The sequence below is a fragment of the Sporosarcina cyprini genome, assembly GCF_022048975.1.
Taxonomy (GTDB): Bacteria; Bacillota; Bacilli; order Bacillales_A; family Planococcaceae; genus Sporosarcina; species Sporosarcina cyprini.
The window spans coordinates 38,715-61,737 of record NZ_JAKMHX010000024.1 but is presented as its reverse complement, the minus strand read 5'-3'; the positions used below and the strand labels follow the sequence as shown (position 1 = coordinate 61,737).

Sequence of the window (23,023 nt, the reverse complement as noted above, 5' to 3'; positions counted from 1 at the left end):
AATTGATTGGAAAGGAGGACAACCTATGTCAAGTGAAGTGATAGCAGGTTTATTGTTCGCATTAGCCCCTGCTGCGATTCTTGCAAACCTTATCGGTGTAGGTCTCGGCATCATTTTTGGTGCTCTTCCGGGATTGACAGCCACGATGGGGGTCGCACTTCTGATTCCACTCACGTTTGGCCTAGATCCTGTCGTTGGATTCAGTGCACTTCTCGGTGTCTATGTCGGAGCTGTTTATGCAGGATCCATCACAGCGATACTTGTGGGAACTCCGGGGACTGCTGCAGCTGCTGCAACCTTGCTGGAGGGCCCAGCTTTGACCAAAATGGGGCAAGCCAAAAAGGCATTAACGATGACTACTGTGGCTTCGACGATCGGGGGATTGTTTAGTTGCGTCGCTCTTATTTTCATCGCTCCGCAGCTTGCCAAAGTGGCTTTGTCGTTTGGTCCACCTGAATATTTCGCTCTTGCTCTGTTTGGAATTTCCATCGTTGCGGGTGTCTCGGGCGACTCGCTGCTGAAAGGAGTTATGGCAGGACTCATTGGTCTTTTCATCGCCGTGATTGGCATGGATCCCATTACGGGAACCAATCGCTTCACGTTCGGGAATGCAAATTTGCTGAATGGAATTGATGTGGTTCCTGCCCTTGTTGGTTTGTTTGCGATTTCCGAAGTCCTGACCCGACTGGAAGGAAAATCAGAAGAACTGAGAAGTAAAATAGGAAACTCCTCTATAGGCCTCAAGGCTGCAGAATTGAAACGAAACTGGTTCAATTTATTACGCTCATCGGCCATCGGTACATTTGTCGGCATTATCCCGGCAACCGGATCTGGAGTAGCTTCCTTTGTTGCCTACAATGAATTGAAACGTGTGTCGAAGGATAAATCAAAATTCGGCAAAGGGAATATTGATGGCATTGCCGCAACTGAATCGGCAAATAATGCTGTCACCGGCGGAGCGCTTGTGCCACTGTTGACCCTCGGTATTCCGGGAGATGTCATTACAGCGGTCATGCTCGGTGCGTTAATGATACAAGGTTTGACCCCTGGACCGATGCTCTTTACGACAAACGGAGATATCGTCTATGGAATCTTTATGGCATTGATTGTCGCCAATGTCTTTATGCTGATCCTTGGTCTGGGGGCATCAAAGGTTTTTCCTAAAATCTTAAAAATACCGGAAGAAATTCTGATGCCTGCAATTGTAGTTCTTTGTGTGCTTGGTTCTTATTCGATTGCGAATTCGACGTTTGATGTACTCGTGATGCTCGTCTTCGGACTAATCGGCTATGGCATGCTCAAGGTTGGCCTTCCGCTAGCGCCAATGTTATTGTCATTGATTTTAGCGCCAATTATCGAAACGAATTTCCGACGTTCCATGCTGTTATCACAAAATGATTTTTCTATTTTTGTGACACGACCGGTGAGCGTTGTCATATTGGCCATCACATGCATCATTTTTGTTGTGATTCTCTTAAGTGAATGGAAAAAGAGAAAAGCGCATGGGTGAGGAGGGGAAGTGCAAGAATGCAAGATATGAAGAAATTTCTAGAAGAACGGCAAGCTTCCGCTATCGATTTTCTTGAGAAATTAGTGAATACGGATAGCTCTGCAACTGACAAGCATTCAGTCAATCAGGTTGGGGAATTAATTCGGCGAAGGCTTGAGTTAGAGGGTATTAGCTATGAAGTAAAGCGTAATGAAGATTTTGGAGATACGATTATCGCGACTATTCCCGGTAACCGACCTGGAAAGGTTTTGCTTATGGGGCATATGGATACCGCGTTTCCTATCGGTACGGCAAAGGAACGGCCATTCAGCCGGAAAGGCGATTTATTACATGGACCCGGCGTGTCAGATATGAAATCCGGACTTGTAATCATGATGGAAGCTGCCGTTGCACTGAAAGAATTGGCGGGCGATAAAATATGTGATCTTGAGCTTCTATTTACGCCTGATGAAGAAATCGGATCGCCTCTTTCCAGAGCAACCATTCAAGAACGTGCAGAAAATGCGCTTGCGGTATTCAACCTGGAACCGGGTCGTCCGGACGGTTCGGTAGTTACTGCCCGAAAAGGGTCGGCCCATCTGAAAATTAGTGTAGAAGGGAAGGCCGCGCATTCCGGGGCTTTTATTGAAAAAGGCATCAGTGCAAACGATGAGCTCGCGTTGAAAATGATTGAAATAAAGAAATTGATGGATGTTGAAAAGGGTATTACAGTGAATTTTGGAAAAATCGAAGGAGGGATAGGGAACAATGTGGTTTCCCCGTCCGCGTCTGCAACAATACATCTTGCTTTTTGGACGGAGGAACAATATGACCAAACAGTGGGGGCCATTCAGAAAATCGTGGATCATTCCTATGTTTCTGGATCAAAAAGTACGCTGTCTGGCAAAATCGGCATGTTGCCGATGGAAAAACATGCGGGAGTGGAAACTCTGTTTAGGGCAGTAGAACGGGCTGGCCGAGAACTGGGACATAATGTGACCGAGCAACGGACGAAAGGAGCGGCCGACGCGGGGTTCACGGCCTCTCTCGGCATTCCAACGATCTGCGGAATGGGCCCGGTCGGCGGGAACTGGCATGGCGTAGATGAATATATGGAACTTGAAACATTTGGTCCACGAACACTATTGCTCGCCACTTCCATCTTGCAATACCTAAAACAAGTAGACTGACACTGAAACACTGTGCATCTTGCACAGTGTTTTCTATAGAAAGAAAGGAGGGTTATCTGTTGGCGCTCGGTCTTATTCTGCATTCGATTGGGATTATCACCCTAATGATAGGCATTGGTGTTCTACTGGCAAGGACATTTCATTTTAATGCAGATACACGAAATGTCTTTATCAGTTTAATTGTCAATGTGGGAATGCCGTGTATCATCCTTTCGAGTATTTTTCAAATCGAAATTGACGGCAGTCTTCTCAGGAAGATCGGCTTTGTTTTCCTCTTCTCCATTGGGTTTAATGTAATCGGCATTGGGATTGGCTATCTGTTCGCTATCCTATTTCATAAAAAGGTGAACCGGGCTAGAGAACTCGCCATTCTTTCAGGCTTAGGCAATACAGGGTTTATTGGCATACCGCTCTGTGCCGTTTTGCTAGGTCCGGAAGGGGCATTATATGCAGCGATATTCGATGCGGGTGTGGACTTTACTATCTGGACAGTCGGCGCCTTGCTATTGCAAAAAAATCCTCGTATCGGTCTAGGGATGCTACGTACGATGATCAACCCACCGCTGCTTGCCATTATTATTGGCATGGCAATGGTAGTCATCGGCTATCATCCACCTTATTTGCTGCAAGACCTATTCGATCGTCTGGCAGCCATTGCAGCCCCGCTCGCCATGTTTTATATCGGAATCATGATTATGAGTCTAATCCAAACAAGCTCTCAAAGTATTAAGAACTCTCGTTCCACGCTGTGGCTACCGATATCTGTAAAGTTAGTGCTCATGCCGATTTTCGCCGTAATGGTTGGGAAGGCTCTATCACTAGATAATATCATGTTGCAAACAATGCTCATCCAGGCTGCAATGCCGACACTTACCCTTTCATCTATTCTTTTTGCGAAGTATTCAGCTGATGAGGAGATGGGAATAGTTACGACAATCATCTCCACTCTCGCTGCATTGTTTACTATCCCGGTAATAATATATTTGCTGAATTTATATTTGCTATAGTGGACCAGTTGTACTCTTCATAAAATCATAGGGGAATTTTCAATGGGGAAAATTCTAGTTTGGAACATTCCAGCAGAGCAACATATATAAGCGGGAATTTGAGGGGTGAAGTCAGTAAGTCAGTAAGAAGGTAACACAAAAAAGGCTACCCGGAACGCCAAATATCGTTCAGGGCAGCCCAACTCCTATCTATTAATCCTTCTTAACTTCCAACAGCCTCCAGAGAATCACAGCTGTTTCGCCGCGGGTGATGTTGCGTTTTGGCTGGAAGGTGCCATCTTCAAGGCCGTTCATTAAGCCTGCCGCTGATACTTTGGCTACGGCGTCTTTCGCGTATCCGCTTATGCGTTTCTCGTCTTTGAATTTCTTCTTGGACGCGTCTTCTTGAATCAGCTCAGGATTCTTCGCTTCCAACGCACGGACTAGCATCGTTGCCATTTGCTGGCGGGTAATCATGGCGTCCGGATCGAAGGTGCCGTCCGGTTTGCCGTGTACGATCCCTGCGCGTCTTGCCGCTTCGATATGCTGGGTAGTTGCTTTTTTGGAGGTAGGCACATCTGTAAAGTCTCCCTTCACGTCCTCAAGCTGCAATTGGAATGCGGTGGACAACCATACCGTGAATTCTGCTCTTGTCAGTTTCGCGCTCGGTGCAAACCGCGTTTCACTTTTCCCGCTTGTTACGAGGCGGGATGACAAGGAGTGGATTTCGTATTTGGCCCAATGTTTGCTCGTATCCTTGAACGTCGGCTGTTTGCTCATGACGGTCATGCGAGTTGCTTCGGTGGAAGGGAAGATCCAGTAGCCATCCTTTTTATAGCCACCTGCATAGACCCACTTGCCATTCATATATGCTGCACCTGTCGTATATCCTTTTTCCACTTCTTTTGTCAGCTTCAATTGAACAACGACTGGAGATTTAACCTTCTTGCCATCTATCTTCATGTTGACATCTACTGTATCAGCATAGCGAACTGTCTGCTTTTCAATCTCCTCTTCTTCAACAACCGCAATCTCCACGGTCATTTGGTTTCCTTTGTTGGAAGAGAACACGCTAGCTGGAACGGTTACGGAATGGCCTGCGTTTGTTTGGAACACGACTGGCTTTTTCGAATTCTTGATTGTTTTAAGTATATCCGCAGATAAAATCCAAGCCGTATCTCCCTCATTCTTCGCTTGCAAAATCACTTGCTTTTCGTTTAGGTCGAGCATATCGACTGTCACTTGAATCTGTTTATCCTTGCCAGATGGTTCCTGCTTGTTGTCGTCTGGTTTAGACGGCCCTTTATCATTATCTGGCGGAGCCGGTTTCACTGGAATATGCGGCTTGTCAGGTTTGCCTGGCTTGATCGGCTTGCCGCCATTTCCTGGCTGCTGACCAGGTGGTGTCTCTTCCTCTACAGGCGGCTTCGGCTTACTTGGCTGTCCATTTCCGCCTGCGGTCATAAATGTCCAAACTGCCGAACGGGTTTGTCCGCCAAAACCATCTGCGACGTTGACGTACCAACCGTGCTTCTTAGCAGGGGCTAGGTCATTCCATGTCGTTTCCGCAAAGTCGGCGTGTGCCACGTTTTTCTGTTCGCCGAGTTTCGTATCGGTGAAGATCTCGACTTCGAAGAAATCTGTCGCCACTAGTTTTTCTTGTGGCGCAAGGTCCATGTCAATCGTAAACTCGTCTTTCCCCGGGTACTCTTCGGTGCTGTAGTAATTGTACTTCTCCAAATACGGGGAGTACGTTTGAACATGGATTTTATTCTCGACGGGATTCACTTTCAATAGGCGCATAAAGCCTTGTCCGCCTTCAGGTCCGCCTTGGTAGTCGGCAAGCATTTGATAGACTTTCCGATCCGGAACGCCATCTCCGTCATCGTCAATCGGATCGATTAGCAGTTCGCTGTCATGGTAATGACCGCAAAGCACTGCTACGACGTTCGGATTGTTCAAAATGACTTCATTGTAAATCTGATCGCCGATGGGACTGCGATTCCCCGAGACAAGTAAGTATTCGTGGAACGACAGGAATGCCATGCGATTCGGATGCTCCGCCAATATTTTATTCATCCAGGCGATGTCCTCGTCATCCACGCCCCAGCCCATATACAGCATGATGTAGTCGTTTCCGTTCACGCTGATCAAATCGTAGTGGCCGCGGTTGTTTTTGTAGGACTCTCCATAGGTAGGCTGGTCTTTGAAACGCTTCTCACCAAAATATTCGCCGTACTTGTTATAGTCGCCTGTCTTATGGCCGACATCGTGGTTCCCGGCAAGCACGCCATACGGAATGTTCGCGTTATCAAGTGTTTTCATGTATTCATCCGCACGCGTCCATTGGATTTCCTGATCGACTTTGTCCACGAGGTCTCCTGTGTGGAATACATATTTAATGTTCAAGTCTTTCTGTTTTTCCGCTATCCATTTCGTCATGCGATCGTAAATATGCGGATAGCTTTCCGAGTAATACTGCGTGTCCGACATCCAGACGAAGGAATAGTCGAATTCGGGAGAGGCTGAGATCTCGTCTTGGATCATGACCTGGACTTTGCCGTCAGTAATGTAGGAATGGCCTTTCACCGTTCCGGTCAATTTGAAATTCCCATTGTCCTTCGCGATTTTCCAGTCCCGCAGCTCCCACTTATTCACTTCGTTGTTCCATGTATACATGGACACTTTTCTGCCGATCAATGACTTGCCTTCCCAGTTCAAGACGATTTCGTCGGTTTCATCTACCGAATCGCCGACTTCCACTTCAAACCGCTGGTACGGGAACTGGCTAGTGGATGACGTTTCATAATAGACGCCATCTGCTTTGGCCATTTTGTCTTTTCGCTTAACGATGGTTTCACCGGCAGGGATCAGTTCATTCGGCGGCTCGACATCCGTGCTGTTTTCATACACTTTCACTTGTTCATCCGCCGCATTTATTTCATGCCCTTCATAGAAGCTGACGTCCATCGCATCTTCGGTAGGATCCGAGACACGGACTTTCAGAGACACACTTGCTGGGTCGACATTTACTGCACCATCTTTTGGCGTGATCGCTACAGGTTCGTTTGGACGTTCATCGATCACCGAAAATGTGACCTTTTGAATCGATTCATTCCCTGCCTTGTCGGTCGCTGTGAACACAGCCATATGCTCTCCCGGAGATAAAAGAGCTGACGATGTCGTATACGGAAGAGTAATCTGTTCACCGTCAAGTTGTGCTTCAAGGGAAGCGATGCCTGAGAATTCATCCGCAGCTTCAGCATCAATTACAAATTCTCCTTTGTACGCTTCGCCATTATCGATAGAAGGAGAAATTGTTGGTGCTTCGTTGTCCACTGTGACATCAATTTTGGCAGACGCCTCTCCGCGTGCTTCAATGGTATGCCTTCCGTTTGCGGCTTTGGTCGTATCCCATTTATAAGCTCTCGATTTAAACTGCTCCGCCGGTACGTTGAATGCGAATTCGAAGAACTCTGTAGCGCTCGCTCCGTCCCCGACAAGAAGTTCCTTGTCCAGATCCGAAAAGAGCGGATCATAGATTGTCGTTCCGTCATCGAGGACGAGTCTGACGTTTTTCACTTGGAAGTCATCACGGTTCTCTTCCGATTCTTGATCAAACGGAGACACTTTTGTGCCGGAACGGATGGCGATTTTTGTCGCTTCCCCTACAGTGAAATACTTTGGATCAATTGGTACCGTCAATGTTTGATACGTATTGATCGTATCATCGAAAATATGAATGATTTCATCTCCGATGGTCACGCCATTTTTAAAATAAAGATTCACCTTTTTGACGTCGAATGCGAAATACGCCTGTCCGGAAAGGGAAGGGGCAGTCAGGGCAGTTACGTCTTCATTATTAATCCATAACGAAGCATTGGCCCCATATGCTTTAAGAAGCGCAATCCGTTTTAATAGCGCGCCTTGGGTAACGTTCAAACCGGTCTGCTCTTTCGATTCACTTTTAATGTCGATGGAGGCAACATCCGTTTTAGTCACAGTTCGTCCATCCGACATTTCCAGGTAGTATTGGATCGCATCACTGCCGATTAATTCCGGAGAATAAATGATGTGCGAATAGATGCTATTTTTATGTGTTAAATAGATGGAACGGTAGTCCATTTCCGTCGATGTTTTATAGAAAAAGCGTACTGTTTTTACTGAAGGCTCGCTAATGCTAAATTTCATATTCAGATTTTGCTTGTCTTTGATTGGCTCTTTGGGCGTCAAATCTTCTGCGACCAGTGTTTCAGTGGAAACGGGCAATTGCACTTTCGCATAGGGCACTTGGACAGGGGAAACGGAGCCAGGCGTAGCCGCTTCGGTGCCTGCGCTGTACTTCACCATGGTGGTAGTACCAGCTTCACGCGGGAACGTATAGAAGATTCCTTTGTCGGCTTTCGTATCATCCACATTCGGTTCGTCGAAATAGTAGGCGACGGAAATATCATCTCCGGTATTCGTTGCGATGGCGACACCGCGCATACTACTATTGGCCATACCGCCATTATAGATTTTGACGATGTCTACATCTTCCACAAGGTTTACGCCATAATTCGCATTGAAATCGGCAACTGTCTTCTCGCCATTGTCGCTATTAATGACCCAGAACACCATCGTCTTCCCAGAAGGAATGATTAGATCATTTGCCGTATGGCGCCAGATTAAATCTCCCCCTGGTCCTTCCGCCGGATACCGGTAGCGAAGCGTATAGTCGTTCAGATTAATATCTTCGGTGGAGTTGTTATAGATTTCGATAAACTCATAGCCATCGAGCTTGCCGACATTTGTGCTGTCCGGAACAAGTTCAGTGACGAGCAGATAGGGAACTTGTTGGGCGTCGTATGAGTCTGTCTCTGTTTGAGAAGGTTCGGACTGCTCCTGTTCAGGGACAGTGGTTTCCGGTGTCTCTTCTTGTTCAGGGACAGTGGTGTCAGGCGTTGATTCCTGTTCAGGGACAGTCGAGTCCGGTGTCTGTTCCTGTTCAGGAGTAGTCGTGCCTGGTGTCTGCTCCTGTTCAGGAGTAGTCGTGTCTGGTGTCTGTTCTTGTTCAGGACTAGCGGAGTCTGCACCGGGTACTTGTCCAGCATGAAGGGAGCCTGGTGTTGGATCTGAAATCTCAGAAGTTACATTCACGCCAGTGCCCTCTGCTGTGTGCTTAAATGCAATACTCTTATGTTCAATGACTTGCTCCGGCGTATACTCGACTTTCGAGTACACCTCATTTGATATGGTGGCAACCGCGAGAGAACGGGCTTGGGTGTTATGCATGCCGGCCGTCTCGATGTACGTCAAATGACTTTCCGGTATGTCTGTTTCGTAGATGTGGTTAAAATCGTCACGAGTCAGCGTAGCATTGGCGGCATTTTTCACCCAAACCACCATTGTTTCGCCCGGCTGGATCACCTTCTCTTCGATGAAATTCCAGTCCGCTGACCTTCCATCCGGATAGGCATAGATAAGCTTGATATCTTTCAACGAAACAGGCTCGGACAGGGAGTTATAGAGCTCTATGTACTCATACGCATCCGACTTTCCGACATTCAAACTATTCGGCATGAGCTCCGTAATAAGAACGGCGTCCAATCCATTTTGAGATGCGGACCATTCAACAGGGGGATTGGCTTGGACGACCGCATACGGTGCAATTCCCGAAAATACTAAACTGCCCGCCAACGCAATCGACAGCATAGGCTTTTTCACAACAACATCTCCTCTTTATCTAGTAAACAACAATTCATATTGTAGAGATGGATTGTCAAGAGGGTGTTGAGGGATTGTAAAGAGTGAGTTAAGTTCGAATGAAATGGCGAAGGGGTCCAGTGGATAGTTAGGACTAGTGATCACTGAGTTCCAGGTTCATAATTAATTCAAAAATGTTTTAGAAGCTGGCTTCTCTCAGAAAGAACTTGCCATCCTTTTAGGGTAAGGTAATACGGGGGTTACGTTTTGCGGAGGATAGATCTGATTGAAGTTAGTCAATAATGTTGTTTTAGGGTATTTAAATTATATAAAATACAAAGGATAAAGGATAAATATAGTGTGCTTTAAATACTGAGAAGCATCTTTTTTTGTAATATAGAATCAAGTAAATACCACAGGAGGTTCAACATGAAAGCAATCATTGTAAAAAAACCTGGCGGTGCAGAGCAATTACAAATTATAGAACATGATAAACCAAACCCAAAGGATGGGGAAATATTAATCAAGGTGAAAGCATCAGCTGTTAACCGAACGGATATTATTAATCGTGAAAAGAGTTTGGGGTATTTGGATAATCCCATCTTAGGTGTAGAAGTTGCTGGAATTGTTGAAGAAGTAGGCGCAGGTTCAGAAATTGAGGTAGGTACGCGCGTTATGGGGCTTGTGAATGGGGGCGGTTATGCCGAATACGTTGTAATGCCGGCTGACAGAGCGATGGTGATTCCTGAACAGCTTACATATGAGGAAGGTGCTGCTATTCCTGAAGTGTTTTTAACCGCCTATCAAACGCTATTTTGGATTGGACAATTACGTGCAAATGAGAACGTGCTGATCCACGCTGGCGGGAGTGGAGTCGGAACTGCAGCGATTCAACTTGCGAAGGAACTCGGTCAAGCGAATGTCATAACGACAGCCGGATCGGAAGAGAAGCTGGATTTTTGCCGGTCCTTAGGGGCTGATATATGTATCAACTATAAGGAACAGAACTTTGATGAGGAAATATTGAATATCACTAAAAATCAAGGGGTTGATTTGATTCTTGATTTTATTGGTGCATCCTATTGGAATAAAAATATTTCGAGTATCAAAGTAGATGGGCGGTGGGTGTTAATTGGAATTTTAGGAGGGGCAAATATAGATAACGTTAATTTAATGGATTTATTGTCAAAACGCATTCAGCTGACAGGCACATTGCTTACACCAAGAAGTGATTCATACAAGGTAGCACTGACAAATGAATTTTCCACCAAAACGATAGACCTTTTTGCCAATAACAAGCTTCGTCCGATTGTTGATCAAGTTTTTCCTTTTAATCAAATCCAACAAGCCCATGAACATATGGAGAACAACAAAAATATTGGAAAGATTATTTTAAAGATAGATTAATACGAGTAGAGGATACTTGATACTGGTGACTTTTTTGGGGGTTTCTAGAACAGAGAAGGAAATTAACTAAGGAGCTTTAACATCATAAGCCTAATTCCTCGTTTAAGATACGGAGGAGTTAGGTAGGGCTACCACATGCCCCCCGGAGACACGCCGCGGCTCGTCCATCTAATCGGAGCTGCGAAAATAAAAGAGCTTATCATGCTGGCAGAACCGATTGGCGCGGACGAAGCACTGAGAATCGGTCTGGTCAACCGCGTAGTGAGCGGCACAAGGCTGTTTGACGAAGTGCAGCAGTTCATAGAAGCCTTGAACAAAAGCCCGGCAGCCGCCCTCCCAATGACGAAAAAGCTTATCAATTCAATGATACCGGTTGGCGGTAACACCTTAGCACTGGAAAGGAAAGAAAGTGACCGTACTTTTCCGTTGTGAGGGTCCGACGTGGAGTCCACGTGACAGGCCAACCAAGAGAACACCATCCTAACATTTGTCAAAAGCGTGAACGCTGGGTATGGTGGAAACGCGAAATGCTATATGTAGATTGGATGAGTATGGCTATTGGTAAATGTGTTTCGAAGAAGAACTTGCCTCAGCAGACATACTAGTATAATTTAATCTTCTGGTTATACCTCACACTCGTTCAAAACTAGATTCTGTAAACAATAATAAAACAGCAACCATTCATATGATCCTTGAATGATTGCTGTTTTATTATTTCGTATCTTATTTCAATAGTTATTGCAGCATATTACTTTGCGACAAACCAATCCCGTTTTGATAGATCATCAAATCAAAGGCCGACATACTCGGCAACGACAGGAGAAGGGCTTGAGCAGTACGGAAATCATTAAATGAGAAGGATTCCAGCTCCTTTACGTAATGATATTCACCGTCTACTAGTAGAAAGAAACAGACTCGGATAATGTGGGAAGCATGTGTCTTTAATTTATTCTCATCCATGTTGTCTCCTACTAGAACAATGGCGATCTCTTGCTGCTCGGGATGGATGAATTCTGCCAAACATATCTTGCCTTCAAGCAAACCATCTGGTATCTTGATTTTAATTTTTTTCAATTCTACTACTCCTGACTGCTTTCCGTTTTCTTCGACATTCCTTCTTATACATTCCTTGAAACAATTTCCTGTAAAAAGAGAAAGGCTCCCTCTAAGTCTTTTTGTTCTTCCGGCAGGCCGGTAAAGTATCGGTTTTTGTCATCGATATAACGATACATATCGCCTTCCCAACTAGTCGATCGCACATCCTCGACTGTCCAACCAGATTCCAGAATAGAGAAGTCCGTCCCTTTATTGTGATAACGTGCTTTCCTCGCTAACCGCTTAGCTAGCGAATAGCCCATGTCCTGCAACTCTTTATCACTTGACCGAATGAATTGCTTGAAGTCAATATTAAACTTTAACCCGAGCTGATACGGTGTGCGGGCTTGGCTGCTGTTATTCTCTTCTACTTTCACCCAGCCAATATGGATCCGTATCGGCTCACTGTAGATGGTTGGCAGATCGAAGCGGAATGCCTTGGGGTTGGCCGTATACTTACCGTTCCATCCCAGCTCCTGCATGAACCTTAAGATGGAAGTATAGGTAGGGATGACGTTATCTGTCAACAGTAGAGGAAGCCGCTCCGGAGTTGGTTTCACCGGTCCTGGTCGCTCCATAAGGGATGTCCATGTACCGTGTTTCCATTGGCTTCCAATGACGCCTGGATTCTTCTCAAGAGGCCCGTCCCTCCAAATCTTCGCCTCTCCAACCGAGAACATAATAATAGCCCGGGTCGTAACCGTATCGGAAGGCCGGTTATTCCAAATCTCTTCTTCATCCTGATCGGACAACAAGCAGTGAATGGCTTCCTTGTTCTTTATTTTCTGCATCGTCATTTCGTACAGGGCCAGGCCATCTATATATTTTTTTCCTAATGTCATGGCCCATTGCCCAAATGCATCAGAAAGCCCGCTTGTGGCGTGCGGTAGGAATGGTGGGTAGGGAAAGCTTTCGTTTACCTTTAGTAAATATCGCCTCGCACTTAAGACCAGTTCAGTCTCCGACCATTTCCGTATTGTATTGGCATAAGTATTGAGTAGGGACCAACCGTATTTTGAGTTGTCCTGATGGAATTCGTTCCTCTTCTTAGAGATAAGCCAAACGTTGCCGATTTCATCTGTACCAATCAAATCTAATGAATCACCGGTATACTTTCCATTTTGAACTGGGAGTTCCATTGAATTTCCCCATATAAAAATCCGTCTCTTTTTGCCATGAATGAGTAACGGATGAGTAAATGTGAAAATGAGAAAATCATTCAAAAGATGTCGTTCTGATGTAGTGTCCGTGAGAATCAAAAAATCCCCCTCCTAGTTCTATTTTCTCTTTACTTACTAATAGTACATTATAACTAAAAATATTTCCACAAATAATCCAATTAAGAAAGCGGATACATTTTAATGTATGGTAAAAAACTTGTTAAATAAAGATTTATTTCATTTTTAAATACAGAAATATGTATATAGAATTAATGGTACTAAATATCTACATATAGGGTTTTGAAGGAAGGTTTTGAAAGTATGGGTCCATGCTAATGCAGTTATCTATTAGTTGGTAATTGCAAGTTTTGATTTTTAGACAAATACAGAAAAGAGGTTAAGTAAGCAAGTAAACTAGGGAGGAAAATACATACACTTTTATTATGTACCCGTATTAGAAAGAATTGAAACCTCTGTTTAAAATGATGATATTGTCCGCCAAATGGTAAAAAATTCGATTGGTGTTCAAGACCACGCCCGACTATTCTAAAGGCACCTAGGAATAAGTGGCATCGTGCACGATCGGAAAGGCCAATAGATTGAAAGACTTTGAGGACGTGTTGAAACAGTACGAGCCGATGATATCGGCGAACATCCGAAAGCTGCATATCTATAGAGATTTTGACCAGTATCGGCAGATTGGACGGGTGGCCCTATGGCAAGCCTGGCTCCGTTTTGAGGAGGAAAAGGGCAATTTCACGCCGTTTGCCTATCGGTCAATTCGAGGTGCTATGCTCGATGAGTTAAAAAGAGAGAGCCGGTTTGAGGAGAATATGATCCCGACCGAAGATCAGATGCTTACGGAGTGGGTAGAAGCAAAGGAAGAATGGTTGGAACCGAGTAATGAGACTTTGCAGTTGGCGATTGAGGCGTTGAGCCTGCAAGAAAGAGAGTTGCTCAAGTGGTTGTTTACGGAAAGACGGACACAGGCAGAGTGTGCATGTCTAGCCGGTGTCTCGGTTCCCGCTATTAAGAAACGCAGGGAACGGATTCTGTTGAAGATGAGAGGATTATTGGCAGTGTATAAAGGATGACCATGCATGGGATGAACAAGGTTGTGCAAGGTGAATAAATATAGAAACTAAAAAGGGATCGAGTGGCTTTATAAGCCGCTCGGTTTCTTGTTTTTGAAATAAATAGATGTTATGGCTTATTTAATGAATACGTTAAGTGAGGGGAAAGTAAAAAACGAAGAGGAAATAAATTGTTTGGATACTAAAAATAAAAATCTTTCAGAATGATTTGACTCTTATAATTGACTACTATATACTTGGAATCGAGTGATCAAGTAAGGAAGGATTACTACATAGATGGTATAATTAGGTATATAATAGAGGGGAGCTCATGAGATTGCAATGAGTCTATTCGTCTAAATTTTATTGCATAACAAGGAGGGCCGTCGTACATAGGTATCATATCGTTAAAATGTAAGACAGTTATCGGGGAATTGATTTGGTAAGAAATTTGAAAACGACTACGTTTAGGCGTGCAAGTTGTCTTTCTCTGAAAACACCATCTCACCACTCCTTCGATTACCAATAGTCTGATCGCTTGTTAATATAAAAACAGTGATCTTGTACCTCAGTTTTTAATAAGCGGATCACGCTCTCATTTTGCTGCATAAGTCAGTCATTGTGTTAGCCGCCTCATAGAACCATCACACATCCAGTCGGCCATTTTTTCAGGGAAGTCCTATCCATTCGTGAAAGATGCTGATGTAACAACGAACGTACCCTTCTTCTTTAGATTTATCTCAGCAAACTCCTTTCAATTTTCAACTTTTCGAATGGTCCAACGTCCCTCATTATCCATATCCAATATTGTCTATTCTTGTCCACAAAATCAAATCTTGCGGGTCATTTATGTCTAACCATCTTTCCAGTATTTAAATGCTAAATATTAACCCAATGTGAAGGTAAATGTTCTGCAGTCTCTCCAAGTTTATCACTTAAAAAGCTACTTACAGCTATCGCATAGTAGATGGGGATATGAAACGAATGATGTGAAAGCAATTCGTGGAATGTTAGGTAATTTACATAGCTTAAACGATGAATAAAAGAATAACAACACGCCTGGAAGCTTGTTCGTGCGTAAAGGGGGTGAGGAAGATGTGAAAGCGATATGTGAATAGGAAATCCCCAGGTGCATGAGTCGTGGAAGACAACACCTGAGGATTCGAGTTGGAGTATACCAACTTATAGTCAGTATACTCCTCCTGAACAAAAAATGTAAGTCAAAAAATTTAGGGGGTTGAGAAAATGAAGATTAATATGTTGAAAGTGATGAACTTTGAAGCAATGATTTATTTACCGAAGTGGAATGAAGATGGAAGCTTAAGCACCATTGTGATAAGAACGGATGGTTTACAAGAGGAAGCAATCTTTCCAACGGTGTTAATGGATGCCGCATTACGTTTTTATGGATCAAGCCTTCAGGGAGCGAAGGATGGAACAAGGTCCATTCTTGGTGAAATCAGTATGCAGCCCGTTGTCGTCAGTGATAAGTTTGGCCTTTATTGGTTTCCTAGCACTTCGCCGGCCAATTTGGACTGTGTATGGTTTGCACTTCATCATGTGGACCATTATAGGGCCATCGATGAGAAAAGGATTTCTGTTGTCATGATGAATGGTACAGAGATTACGGTGGAAACAAGCCTATATTCATTCGACCGGAAAGTGAAGCGGGCAAGCCATTTGCGATGCCAGTTGGAAGGGCGACAAGCGTATCAAGTAAAGGAAAGACAAGTGAGTTATTACATTATTAAAAAGTTGGAGGATCGAAACTACGATATCGATGAATTTTATGAGTAAGTAACGCTAGAGATAGTTATGTATGCTGGTCTTTGTTTCGATAGGCAGATGAGGCGCGAATAAATTCCTTTTGAAATGGATGTACCAAACGTCAACCAACCTTTAAAAATATCATACTATTTCGATAAAAGAAGGAGTTTGCGAGTCAACTGCCGAAACAAAGGTCATTACATGAAAAATGGGGGAGAACGATGCAACATATGTTATTTGGGGATCCGATTAGGCAAAATGCGATTCGGTATGGGGAGAAAGAGGCTTTGTCCTGTCAGGGGAAGCGGTTTACGTATGATCAATTCAACAGACGAATCAATCGGTTGTCGAATGCATTGCTGGAAGCGGGCGTGACAAAAGGGGACAAGATTGCGTTCATGCTTGTGAATTGCAATGAGTTGTTTGAGGTGATGTTTGCGTGTGCGAAAGTCGGAGCTGTGTTTGTGCCAATCAATTCGCGTTTTGTTGGTCCGGAGATTGAGTATGTGCTGAATAATTCAGAGGCGGTCGCTTTAATTTACGGAAGTGAGTTTGATGCTGAAGTTGGGACAATTGTGGACCAGGCGAAGGATGTTAAGCTTTTCGTGTCAGTTGGTGGAAGGGGAGAGGTGGCGTCGCTCGAATATGAAACTTGGATTGAGACCTGCGGAGATGGGGAACCGGTTCTCTCCTATTCAATTGAAGAGCTAGACACCGTTTGTATCATGTATACAGGAGGGACGACGGGATATCCAAAAGGGGCGGTGCGCTCTCATCGCAGTATGTACTTGGTCGCTTTGCTCTTTAGCATTGAGTTCGGAATCGGGCGCGGGGGCAAAGGATTAGTGGCGGGTCCGCTATACGGGGCGGCTGCGTTATCTACTTCTGTTCCGAATCTGCTCGTCGGGAACCCTGTGCATATTCTGCCGAAATTCCATCCAGTCGAAGTATTGAAAGCTATCGATACCGAAAAAACAACGAGCGGGTTTCTCGCTCCGCCAATGTTTGACGCAATATTTTCGTTGCCCGAAGAGGTGCTCGGTCAATTTGATGTCAGTTCCATGAAGACCCTGATCTCGGTTGGTGCCCCGCTCCACTCGAGCACCAAAGAGAAAATCATGGCATACTTCCAGGATGTTGATTTGAATGAATTTTACGGAGCGACTGAGCATGGTGGTTCGACGAATTTATTCCCAGAATATCAGGCGGATAAAGATCGATCCGTCGGGGTACCGATGCTTGGCATGGAAGTGAAGCTTGTCGACGATGAGGGGAATGAAGTGCCAGCGGGACAGCCGGGTGAGTTCTTAGTGAAAGGCCTCACGCTCTGTGATGAATACTTTAAAAATCCGGAAGCAACCGCCGAAGCGTTCCATGGCGAGTGGCTGGGCCTTGGGGATATGGGAGTCCAAGACGAAGACGGATCTTATTCTATCGTGGATCGCAAGCAGGACATGATCCTATCCGGCGCACTGAACGTCTATCCGGCTGAAATTGAGGGAGTGCTGCATCGCCATCCGAAAATAATGGATGTTGCTGTCATTGGCGTACCCGATTCGAAATGGGGTGAAGCGGTGAAAGCGATTGTCGTCCTAAAACCTGGAGAAACGGCGGATGCACAGGAGATTATCGACTTCTGTGAAGGACGGCTTGCGAGGTACAAAAAGCCCCGTTCCGTCGATTTCGTAGATGAGCTGCCGCGGAGTTTGCAAGGGAAGCTGCTGAAGTATAAGCTGCGTGAAATGATGGCTGCGGAAGTGAAATAGTACGGAGGAGGACCTTGCGTGGGATTTTGCGCAAGGTCCTTTTAAAATGGTAGTAAAGTTAAATGATGTATATTTATGTGCTCCTATAATGAATATATGGTGACCAAAATGTAAGAAATCTTAAGAGTGCTAGCCGAGTAGACACAAGTGATTTAGTATATATATTTTTCTATTTACTTAAATTGTAGTCAGTAATTATAGATGCTTTTTACAGGTATATTTTTGTGTCCAAAATCTATATTTTGTGTTTGTCCACAACCAAATTCATCAGCATTGGCGCAGGAACGATTTTGCATATATCAGGTCTGTTTGACGTACTTGAAAAGTGCTATGCTTAGTTAAATAAGTGCGTTCAGGATGAGAAAGGTGGGGGGAAAGTGGATGTTGCAGAGGCGCTGACGATTGGTGAGTTGACGAAAAGTTCGATTGTAGCTGGCCAAGGTGGGATAAGCCGTAAGATCACGACGATCGAAGTGATGGAAGTGCCGGAGGTGGTCAGTTGGGTGACTCCCGGCATTCTGGTGATGACAACGTTTTATTCGATACAAAATGATGAGCAAAAACAAATTGAAATCGTTCAGACCTTAATGGATGTGAAGGCGGCAGGGATTGTTATTAAACTAGGCCGCTTCGTGGATCATATTCCCCAAGAGATGTTACAGATTGCAAATGAGAATGATTTTCCAATTATTATTATCCCTAAAAGTGTCTCCTATATAAATGTGCTTACGCCATTGTATGAACGATTGTATGTCGAAAAACAACAGGCGGAAAGTGTAAATAATCCATTTGCTGCATTCGAGTCGAAGAGCTTTTCCTCTCTCGCCACTGCCTTGGAGGAAATCAGCGTCATCATGAATAGTCCTGTTTATATCGAAGACATGGATGGGGCTCTCTTGTACGTTTCGAATACATTTCTCGCGAATGGATGGAGGAAATCCAGCGGCCTATTTTCAAAGCCGGTGCATTCTTCGTATGAGGAAAAACTGCAAGAGTGGAAGAAGCAGTTTGTTAAAAAGGAATATGACCTTTTAAAAATAGAAGGATTCCGGGATTGTCTGGTCATGCCTCTTGTTTCCAATAAACAAGTGTTTGCCACGCTGCATATCCCATACATTGAAAAACTGGAGTCTGTTCAATTAGTGACAGGGCCATTAAAAAAGGTCATGTCCACAATTATTGAGTTGTTTATGAATGAACAGCTGTTTTTACAAAAGAAACGAATGAAGGATTTGGAGCATCTTGAAAGCTTCGTCATGGAAGAAGAGGGCGAGTCAGCAGAGAAAGATTATTTTGTTGTACGGTTTCAGGCAGCTTGGATGGAGAAATTATTTGCCTCATCCCCATATTTGTTAGATCCCTCCTGTTTAGTCCACAAAGCACTTCATGGGTACTTGGATGGACTGCCAAGCGCCACGCCGCTTGTCTTCGAAAAGTATTATCACTTTTATGCACTGTTGACTTGTCGGCCTGATGGATATGCAGGTGCATTGCAGCAACTGGAAGAACGTTTGAAAGAAAGAGGAATGTCGATCTTTGTTGCAGCGGGTCCGCCGATGAAGGATAGGAGCATGTTGGATGAGAGCATTCGGCTTGTCGATAAAATGATGGACATCGGCCGCATGTTGCGGAGCGAGGAGACATTTTACACGTACGATAAATTAGGGATTTATGAAATCTTGATCAAATTAACTTCGGATGATCTCGTTCAAAATTATGCTGGGACGATACTTAGTCCACTATTGGAAACCCCTACTCATGAATTGTTGGAAACCTTGCAAATGTATTTGAATGAAAATGGCAATGTCACGAAGACTTCTGAGAAATTGTTCATCCATAGACGGACCCTCACCTACCGAATACAAAAAATACAGGAACTCTTGAATATCAATGTTGATGATGCGGATTCCCGCTTTATTTTGAACTTTTGTTTGAAAATAAAACAGCTGGCGAAATAGCAAAAAGGATGGAGATCAAATTGATTTCCATCCTTTTTTATCTTGTCCAAGAAATCGCCAAGTTGAACAAGGTGTGCAAAAAATCGAAACTACCTTTTCACATTTCTTGCATTACGACGAATAGTTCAACTATTTATAATCAGTTGAAAGGAGTGGTTGAAATGTTAGGAATAATTCGAGTGCTTACTACCGACAACCAAGATGTGCTGCTCGAGCATGGGAAGCGAATGTGGGATACCCACGAGGTTGAAACGGTCACAAAATGTATTGATGACCAACCAAACGGTATTTATGACAGCGAGTCGGAACAGCTGGCTATTCCGAAGATTGTTGCTCTCGCAAAAGAGCTTATGCAACAGGAAGGTATTGATGCTGTTACGATCAGCTGTGCAGCTGACCCCGGCCTTGAAGAAGTGCGGAGACTTACAGACTTCACGGTATTAGGCGCAGGTGCCTGTGGTGCAACCGCTGCTTGTCTCGCTGGTGAACATGTTGCGGTGATCGGCATTACAGATAAAATTCCGCTTAACATTGAAAAGGAGTTGCAGGACAAATTCCATTCCTACACATACTCTCCTGCATTACGAAAAACAACAGACCTGTTTTCAACAGACGCACAGGAAACATTGCTCGCCCTTGCCCAAGAAGCAATTGCAGCCGGTGCAGATGTCATCTTGTTCGCATGTACCGGATTTTCCACAATCAAGTTAAAAGACTATTTAGTAGAGCATATTGCCATTCCTGTGATTGATTTAGTGGAAGCGCAAGCAATGGTATATGAGCTGGTCAGAAGGGAGGAGAAAGGATGACTGCAAAAACATTTGATTTTCCATTCATCATATTTTCTATCATCATTTCTATATTTGGTGCCATTATTGGTATGCAATTGATTACTTCACTCGGCATTACGCCGAATACATCGATTATCGGGGCATTGATTGCCATGTTAATTGCCCGCATTCCGATGAAGATGTTTTATAAGTACCGTTCGATCGAAAACCAGAATTTAATTCAAACTTCTATTTCAGCGGCGACGTTCGGCGCAGCGAATAGTTTGTTGATCCCGCTTGGAATTCCATTTGTGATGGGGATGCCTGAACTTATTATTCCCATGCTGATTGGGTCGGGATTAGCTTTGTTAATTGATGTATTCATTCTCTATAAAGTATTTGATTCCAAACTTTTTTCTTCAAACGAAACGTGGCCTCCTGGTGTGGCAACAGCTGAAGCATTGAAGGCCGGGGATGAAGGCGGATCGAAAGCGAAATTCCTTAGTATTGGTATTTTAGGGGGGCTCGTCGGTTCCCATTTTGGAATAGCGATGTCAGCTTTTGGTGTTGCGTTTATCGGGAACATTTGGGCTTTGTCGATGTTCGGTATTGGTTTATTGCTCCGAGGCTATTCCGTGCAATTGTTTGGAGTCGACTTAAATGCGTACTACATCCCGCACGGTATGATGATCGGCGCAGGATCTGTGGCCTTGCTGCAATTCATCTTCACCTTGTGGAAAGCGAAACAGGAGAAGGCTGCGGATTCGCAACAAGGGGTGCATATTAATTCACGTACTGATAGCGATATTAAGAAAGGATTCGGTATTGGTTTTGTACTTTACCTACTTGCGGCTGCCCTTTTAGCGGTGATCGGTGGTATTGTCGGCGAAATGACACTTCTTCAGACCATCATGTTTGTTCTATTTGCAGCATTTGCTGCTCTGGCAAGTGAAATCATTGTCGGCATTGCTGCGATGCACTCCGGTTGGTTCCCCGCATTCGCGGTTACGCTCATTGCGTTGTTGATCGGTATGATGCTTGGTTTTCCGCCAATCGCGCTCGCATTATTGACTGGTTTTACTGCAGCTACTGGACCGGCTTTCGCGGATTTAGGTTATGACTTTAAATCAGGCGCAATTTTACGTAAAGACCAGAAAACTGCAATGGAACTATTTGGGCGCAGGCAGCAATTGAAAAGTTCATTAATCGGTTTCGGTGTTGCCATTGTCATGGTTGCGTTATTCCATGATACCTTCTTCTCCCAAGATCTTGTACCGCCAGTGGATCGTGTGTATGCTACGACGATTGAGAGCGGTTTAACCGGTAACATTGGTATGCTGTTGCTTTTATGGGCAATCCCTGGGGCGATCATTCAATTGATCGGCGGACCGAAACGCCAAATGGGGATCTTATTTGCCACAGGCTTATTGCTTGTCAATCCGATTGCCGGCTGGGCAGTCCTGGCGGGTATTCTTATTCGATTCATCATTTTGAAAGTGAAAGGACAAGAGGCGGAAAATGCAATGTATACGATGGCAGCCGGATTCATTGCAGGGGACGCGATATATAGTTTCTTCACATCCTTATGGAAAATGAAATAATGGGGGCTTGGCTATGACAACAAAGATTTTGACGAAGGAAGACGCAAAAAACGCGGTATATGGCGGCTGTATTTTGGGTGGTGGCGGCGGAGGCTGGATTGAGGATGGTCTTGCCAAGACTGAACTGGCTTTTGCAGTCGGGTCTCCAAAACTCGTAACGGTTGACGAGCTGCAAGATAGTGAGTATGTCGCGTGTGTTTCTCTGGTCGGTGCGCCATCTGCGAAGGATGCATGGACGGATAGTGAACAACTTATTTCGACGGTTTCTAGAATGCAGAAGGAGTTTTCGCATCCTATCAAAGCGTTAATGACAAATGAGAATGGGGCAGCTACGACAGTGAACGGCTGGCTCCAAGCTGCTGCAACCGGGCTCCCTTTCTTAGATGCCCCTTGTAATGGCAGAGCGCATCCGACGGGTTCGATGGGATCGTTGAATTTGTCCGAAGTCGAAGAGTACACATCAATCCAAGCGTTTGCCGGCGGAACGGGCGCTCGAAAAGTGGAAGGCGTTGTATCCAGCACCCTTGATATTTCCTCCAATACCGTCAGATCCGTCTCAGTGCAAGCAGGCGGCATGATAGCGGTTTGCAGAAATCCGGTATCGATCGGTTATGTAAGGGAGCATGCCGCTGTCGGGGGGATTACGCAAGCGATCGAGCTGGGAGAAGTTTTCTTCTCTGTGCCCGAGGGACCTGAACGGATTGAAGCAGTCGCTTCGCATCTGAAAGGCCGGGTCATTCATTCCGGAACGGTCAGCAGCTTTGAATTGAAGGCCATTAATGGATTTGACGTCGGTTTCGTTCAAATCGACGGTCTGGAGTTAACATTCTGGAACGAATATATGACGGCTGAAATGAACGGCGAACGGAAAGGGACATTCCCAGACCTCATTATGACATTCGATGCGGAAACGGGTATGCCTCTAGTCAGTGCGGAGCTTGAAAAAGGCATGGCTATCGCTGTCATATCCGTTCCGAAAGAATATTTGAAGCTAAGTTCAACCATGTCTAATAAGAGACTGCTGCAAGCAATTGAACCGATTGTGAATAAAAAAATTCTTTGAAAAGGATGATGGA

At 44.7% G+C, this 23,023-nt stretch carries 15 protein-coding genes; 12 read left to right on the top strand and 3 right to left on the bottom strand.

Annotated elements, in window-relative coordinates:
• Window positions 1-25 precede the first annotated feature (25 nt).
• The 3 genes from L7D49_RS10050 to L7D49_RS10040 are packed head-to-tail and all read left to right on the top strand — an operon-like array spanning window position 26 to window position 3,686.
• Window positions 26-1,510: a tripartite tricarboxylate transporter permease gene (locus L7D49_RS10050; protein ID WP_238080702.1), complete on the top strand. Its 1,485-nt coding sequence runs from the start codon at window positions 26-28 to the stop codon at window positions 1,508-1,510.
• A gap of 17 nt (window positions 1,511-1,527) precedes the next feature.
• The gene (locus L7D49_RS10045; RefSeq protein ID WP_238080701.1) at window positions 1,528-2,679 is read left to right on the top strand and encodes a M20 family metallopeptidase; all 1,152 of its coding nucleotides are present in this window, start codon (window positions 1,528-1,530) and stop codon (window positions 2,677-2,679) included.
• A 59-nt stretch (window positions 2,680-2,738) separates the two neighbouring features.
• Window positions 2,739-3,686, top strand: coding sequence for an AEC family transporter (locus L7D49_RS10040; RefSeq protein WP_238080700.1), 948 nt, complete (start codon window positions 2,739-2,741; stop codon window positions 3,684-3,686).
• A 192-nt stretch (window positions 3,687-3,878) separates the two neighbouring features.
• Here the strand turns inward: L7D49_RS10040 and L7D49_RS10035 are convergent, their stop codons facing one another.
• Window positions 3,879-9,371: an S-layer homology domain-containing protein gene (locus tag L7D49_RS10035; RefSeq protein WP_238080699.1), complete on the bottom strand. Its 5,493-nt coding sequence runs from the start codon at window positions 9,369-9,371 to the stop codon at window positions 3,879-3,881.
• A 408-nt stretch (window positions 9,372-9,779) separates the two neighbouring features.
• Between L7D49_RS10035 and L7D49_RS10030 the strand changes: the two genes are divergently transcribed.
• Both L7D49_RS10030 and L7D49_RS10025 read left to right on the top strand, forming a co-directional pair.
• Window positions 9,780-10,757, top strand: a complete 978-nt coding sequence (locus L7D49_RS10030; protein WP_238080698.1) for an NAD(P)H-quinone oxidoreductase — start codon at window positions 9,780-9,782, stop codon at window positions 10,755-10,757.
• Window positions 10,758-10,892: 135 nt separating this feature from the next.
• Window positions 10,893-11,189, top strand: coding sequence for an enoyl-CoA hydratase/isomerase family protein (locus L7D49_RS10025; RefSeq protein ID WP_238080697.1), 297 nt, complete (start codon window positions 10,893-10,895; stop codon window positions 11,187-11,189).
• A gap of 303 nt (window positions 11,190-11,492) precedes the next feature.
• On the opposite strand, the gene L7D49_RS10020 is transcribed toward L7D49_RS10025, so the two are convergent.
• Entirely contained in the window at window positions 11,493-11,831 is a 339-nt protein-coding gene (locus L7D49_RS10020) for a hypothetical protein (RefSeq protein WP_238080696.1), read from the bottom strand.
• Between the two features lie 44 nt (window positions 11,832-11,875).
• Entirely contained in the window at window positions 11,876-12,991 is a 1,116-nt protein-coding gene (locus L7D49_RS10015) for a hypothetical protein (protein ID WP_238080695.1), read from the bottom strand.
• 620 nt (window positions 12,992-13,611) lie between these two features.
• Here L7D49_RS10015 and L7D49_RS10010 point away from each other — a divergent pair.
• The 7 genes from L7D49_RS10010 to L7D49_RS09980 all read left to right on the top strand — a co-directional run bounded on the left by L7D49_RS10010 (window position 13,612) and on the right by L7D49_RS09980 (window position 23,010).
• On the top strand, window positions 13,612-14,106 hold the full coding sequence (locus L7D49_RS10010) for a sigma-70 family RNA polymerase sigma factor (RefSeq protein ID WP_238080694.1): 495 nt from the start codon (window positions 13,612-13,614) through the stop codon (window positions 14,104-14,106).
• A gap of 1,224 nt (window positions 14,107-15,330) precedes the next feature.
• Window positions 15,331-15,882, top strand: a complete 552-nt coding sequence (locus L7D49_RS10005; RefSeq protein WP_238080693.1) for a competence protein ComK — start codon at window positions 15,331-15,333, stop codon at window positions 15,880-15,882.
• 191 nt (window positions 15,883-16,073) lie between these two features.
• Complete coding sequence (locus L7D49_RS10000) at window positions 16,074-17,618, top strand: class I adenylate-forming enzyme family protein (RefSeq protein ID WP_238080692.1); 1,545 nt, start codon at window positions 16,074-16,076, stop codon at window positions 17,616-17,618.
• A gap of 377 nt (window positions 17,619-17,995) precedes the next feature.
• A complete protein-coding gene (locus L7D49_RS09995) occupies window positions 17,996-19,576 on the top strand; it encodes a PucR family transcriptional regulator (protein ID WP_238080691.1) in 1,581 nt (526 codons plus the stop codon).
• A 161-nt stretch (window positions 19,577-19,737) separates the two neighbouring features.
• Window positions 19,738-20,385 (top strand): aspartate/glutamate racemase family protein, encoded by a 648-nt coding sequence (locus L7D49_RS09990; RefSeq protein ID WP_238080690.1) that lies wholly within the window; start codon window positions 19,738-19,740, stop codon window positions 20,383-20,385.
• A complete protein-coding gene (locus tag L7D49_RS09985) occupies window positions 20,382-21,947 on the top strand; it encodes an OPT/YSL family transporter (protein ID WP_238080689.1) in 1,566 nt (521 codons plus the stop codon). The genes L7D49_RS09990 and L7D49_RS09985 overlap by 4 nt, the downstream gene beginning before the upstream one ends.
• 13 nt (window positions 21,948-21,960) lie before the next feature.
• Complete coding sequence (locus L7D49_RS09980) at window positions 21,961-23,010, top strand: DUF917 domain-containing protein (protein WP_238080688.1); 1,050 nt, start codon at window positions 21,961-21,963, stop codon at window positions 23,008-23,010.
• Window positions 23,011-23,023 lie beyond the last annotated feature (13 nt).

What these genes read in the sequence shown, in the direction of transcription:
- L7D49_RS10050 (WP_238080702.1), top strand. Translation starts at nt 26, where the DNA reads ATGTCAAGTGAAGTGATAGCAGGTTTATTGTTCGCATTAGCCCCTGCT.
- L7D49_RS09985 (WP_238080689.1), top strand. Translation starts at nt 20,382, where the DNA reads ATGACTGCAAAAACATTTGATTTTCCATTCATCATATTTTCTATCATC.
- L7D49_RS09980 (WP_238080688.1), top strand. Translation starts at nt 21,961, where the DNA reads ATGACAACAAAGATTTTGACGAAGGAAGACGCAAAAAACGCGGTATAT.
- L7D49_RS10000 (WP_238080692.1), top strand. Translation starts at nt 16,074, where the DNA reads ATGCAACATATGTTATTTGGGGATCCGATTAGGCAAAATGCGATTCGG.
- L7D49_RS10045 (WP_238080701.1), top strand. Translation starts at nt 1,528, where the DNA reads ATGCAAGATATGAAGAAATTTCTAGAAGAACGGCAAGCTTCCGCTATC.
- L7D49_RS09990 (WP_238080690.1), top strand. Translation starts at nt 19,738, where the DNA reads ATGTTAGGAATAATTCGAGTGCTTACTACCGACAACCAAGATGTGCTG.
- L7D49_RS10005 (WP_238080693.1), top strand. Translation starts at nt 15,331, where the DNA reads ATGAAGATTAATATGTTGAAAGTGATGAACTTTGAAGCAATGATTTAT.
- L7D49_RS10025 (WP_238080697.1), top strand. Translation starts at nt 10,893, where the DNA reads ATGCCCCCCGGAGACACGCCGCGGCTCGTCCATCTAATCGGAGCTGCG.
- L7D49_RS10030 (WP_238080698.1), top strand. Translation starts at nt 9,780, where the DNA reads ATGAAAGCAATCATTGTAAAAAAACCTGGCGGTGCAGAGCAATTACAA.
- L7D49_RS10015 (WP_238080695.1), bottom strand. Translation starts at nt 12,991, where the DNA reads ATGGAACTCCCAGTTCAAAATGGAAAGTATACCGGTGATTCATTAGAT.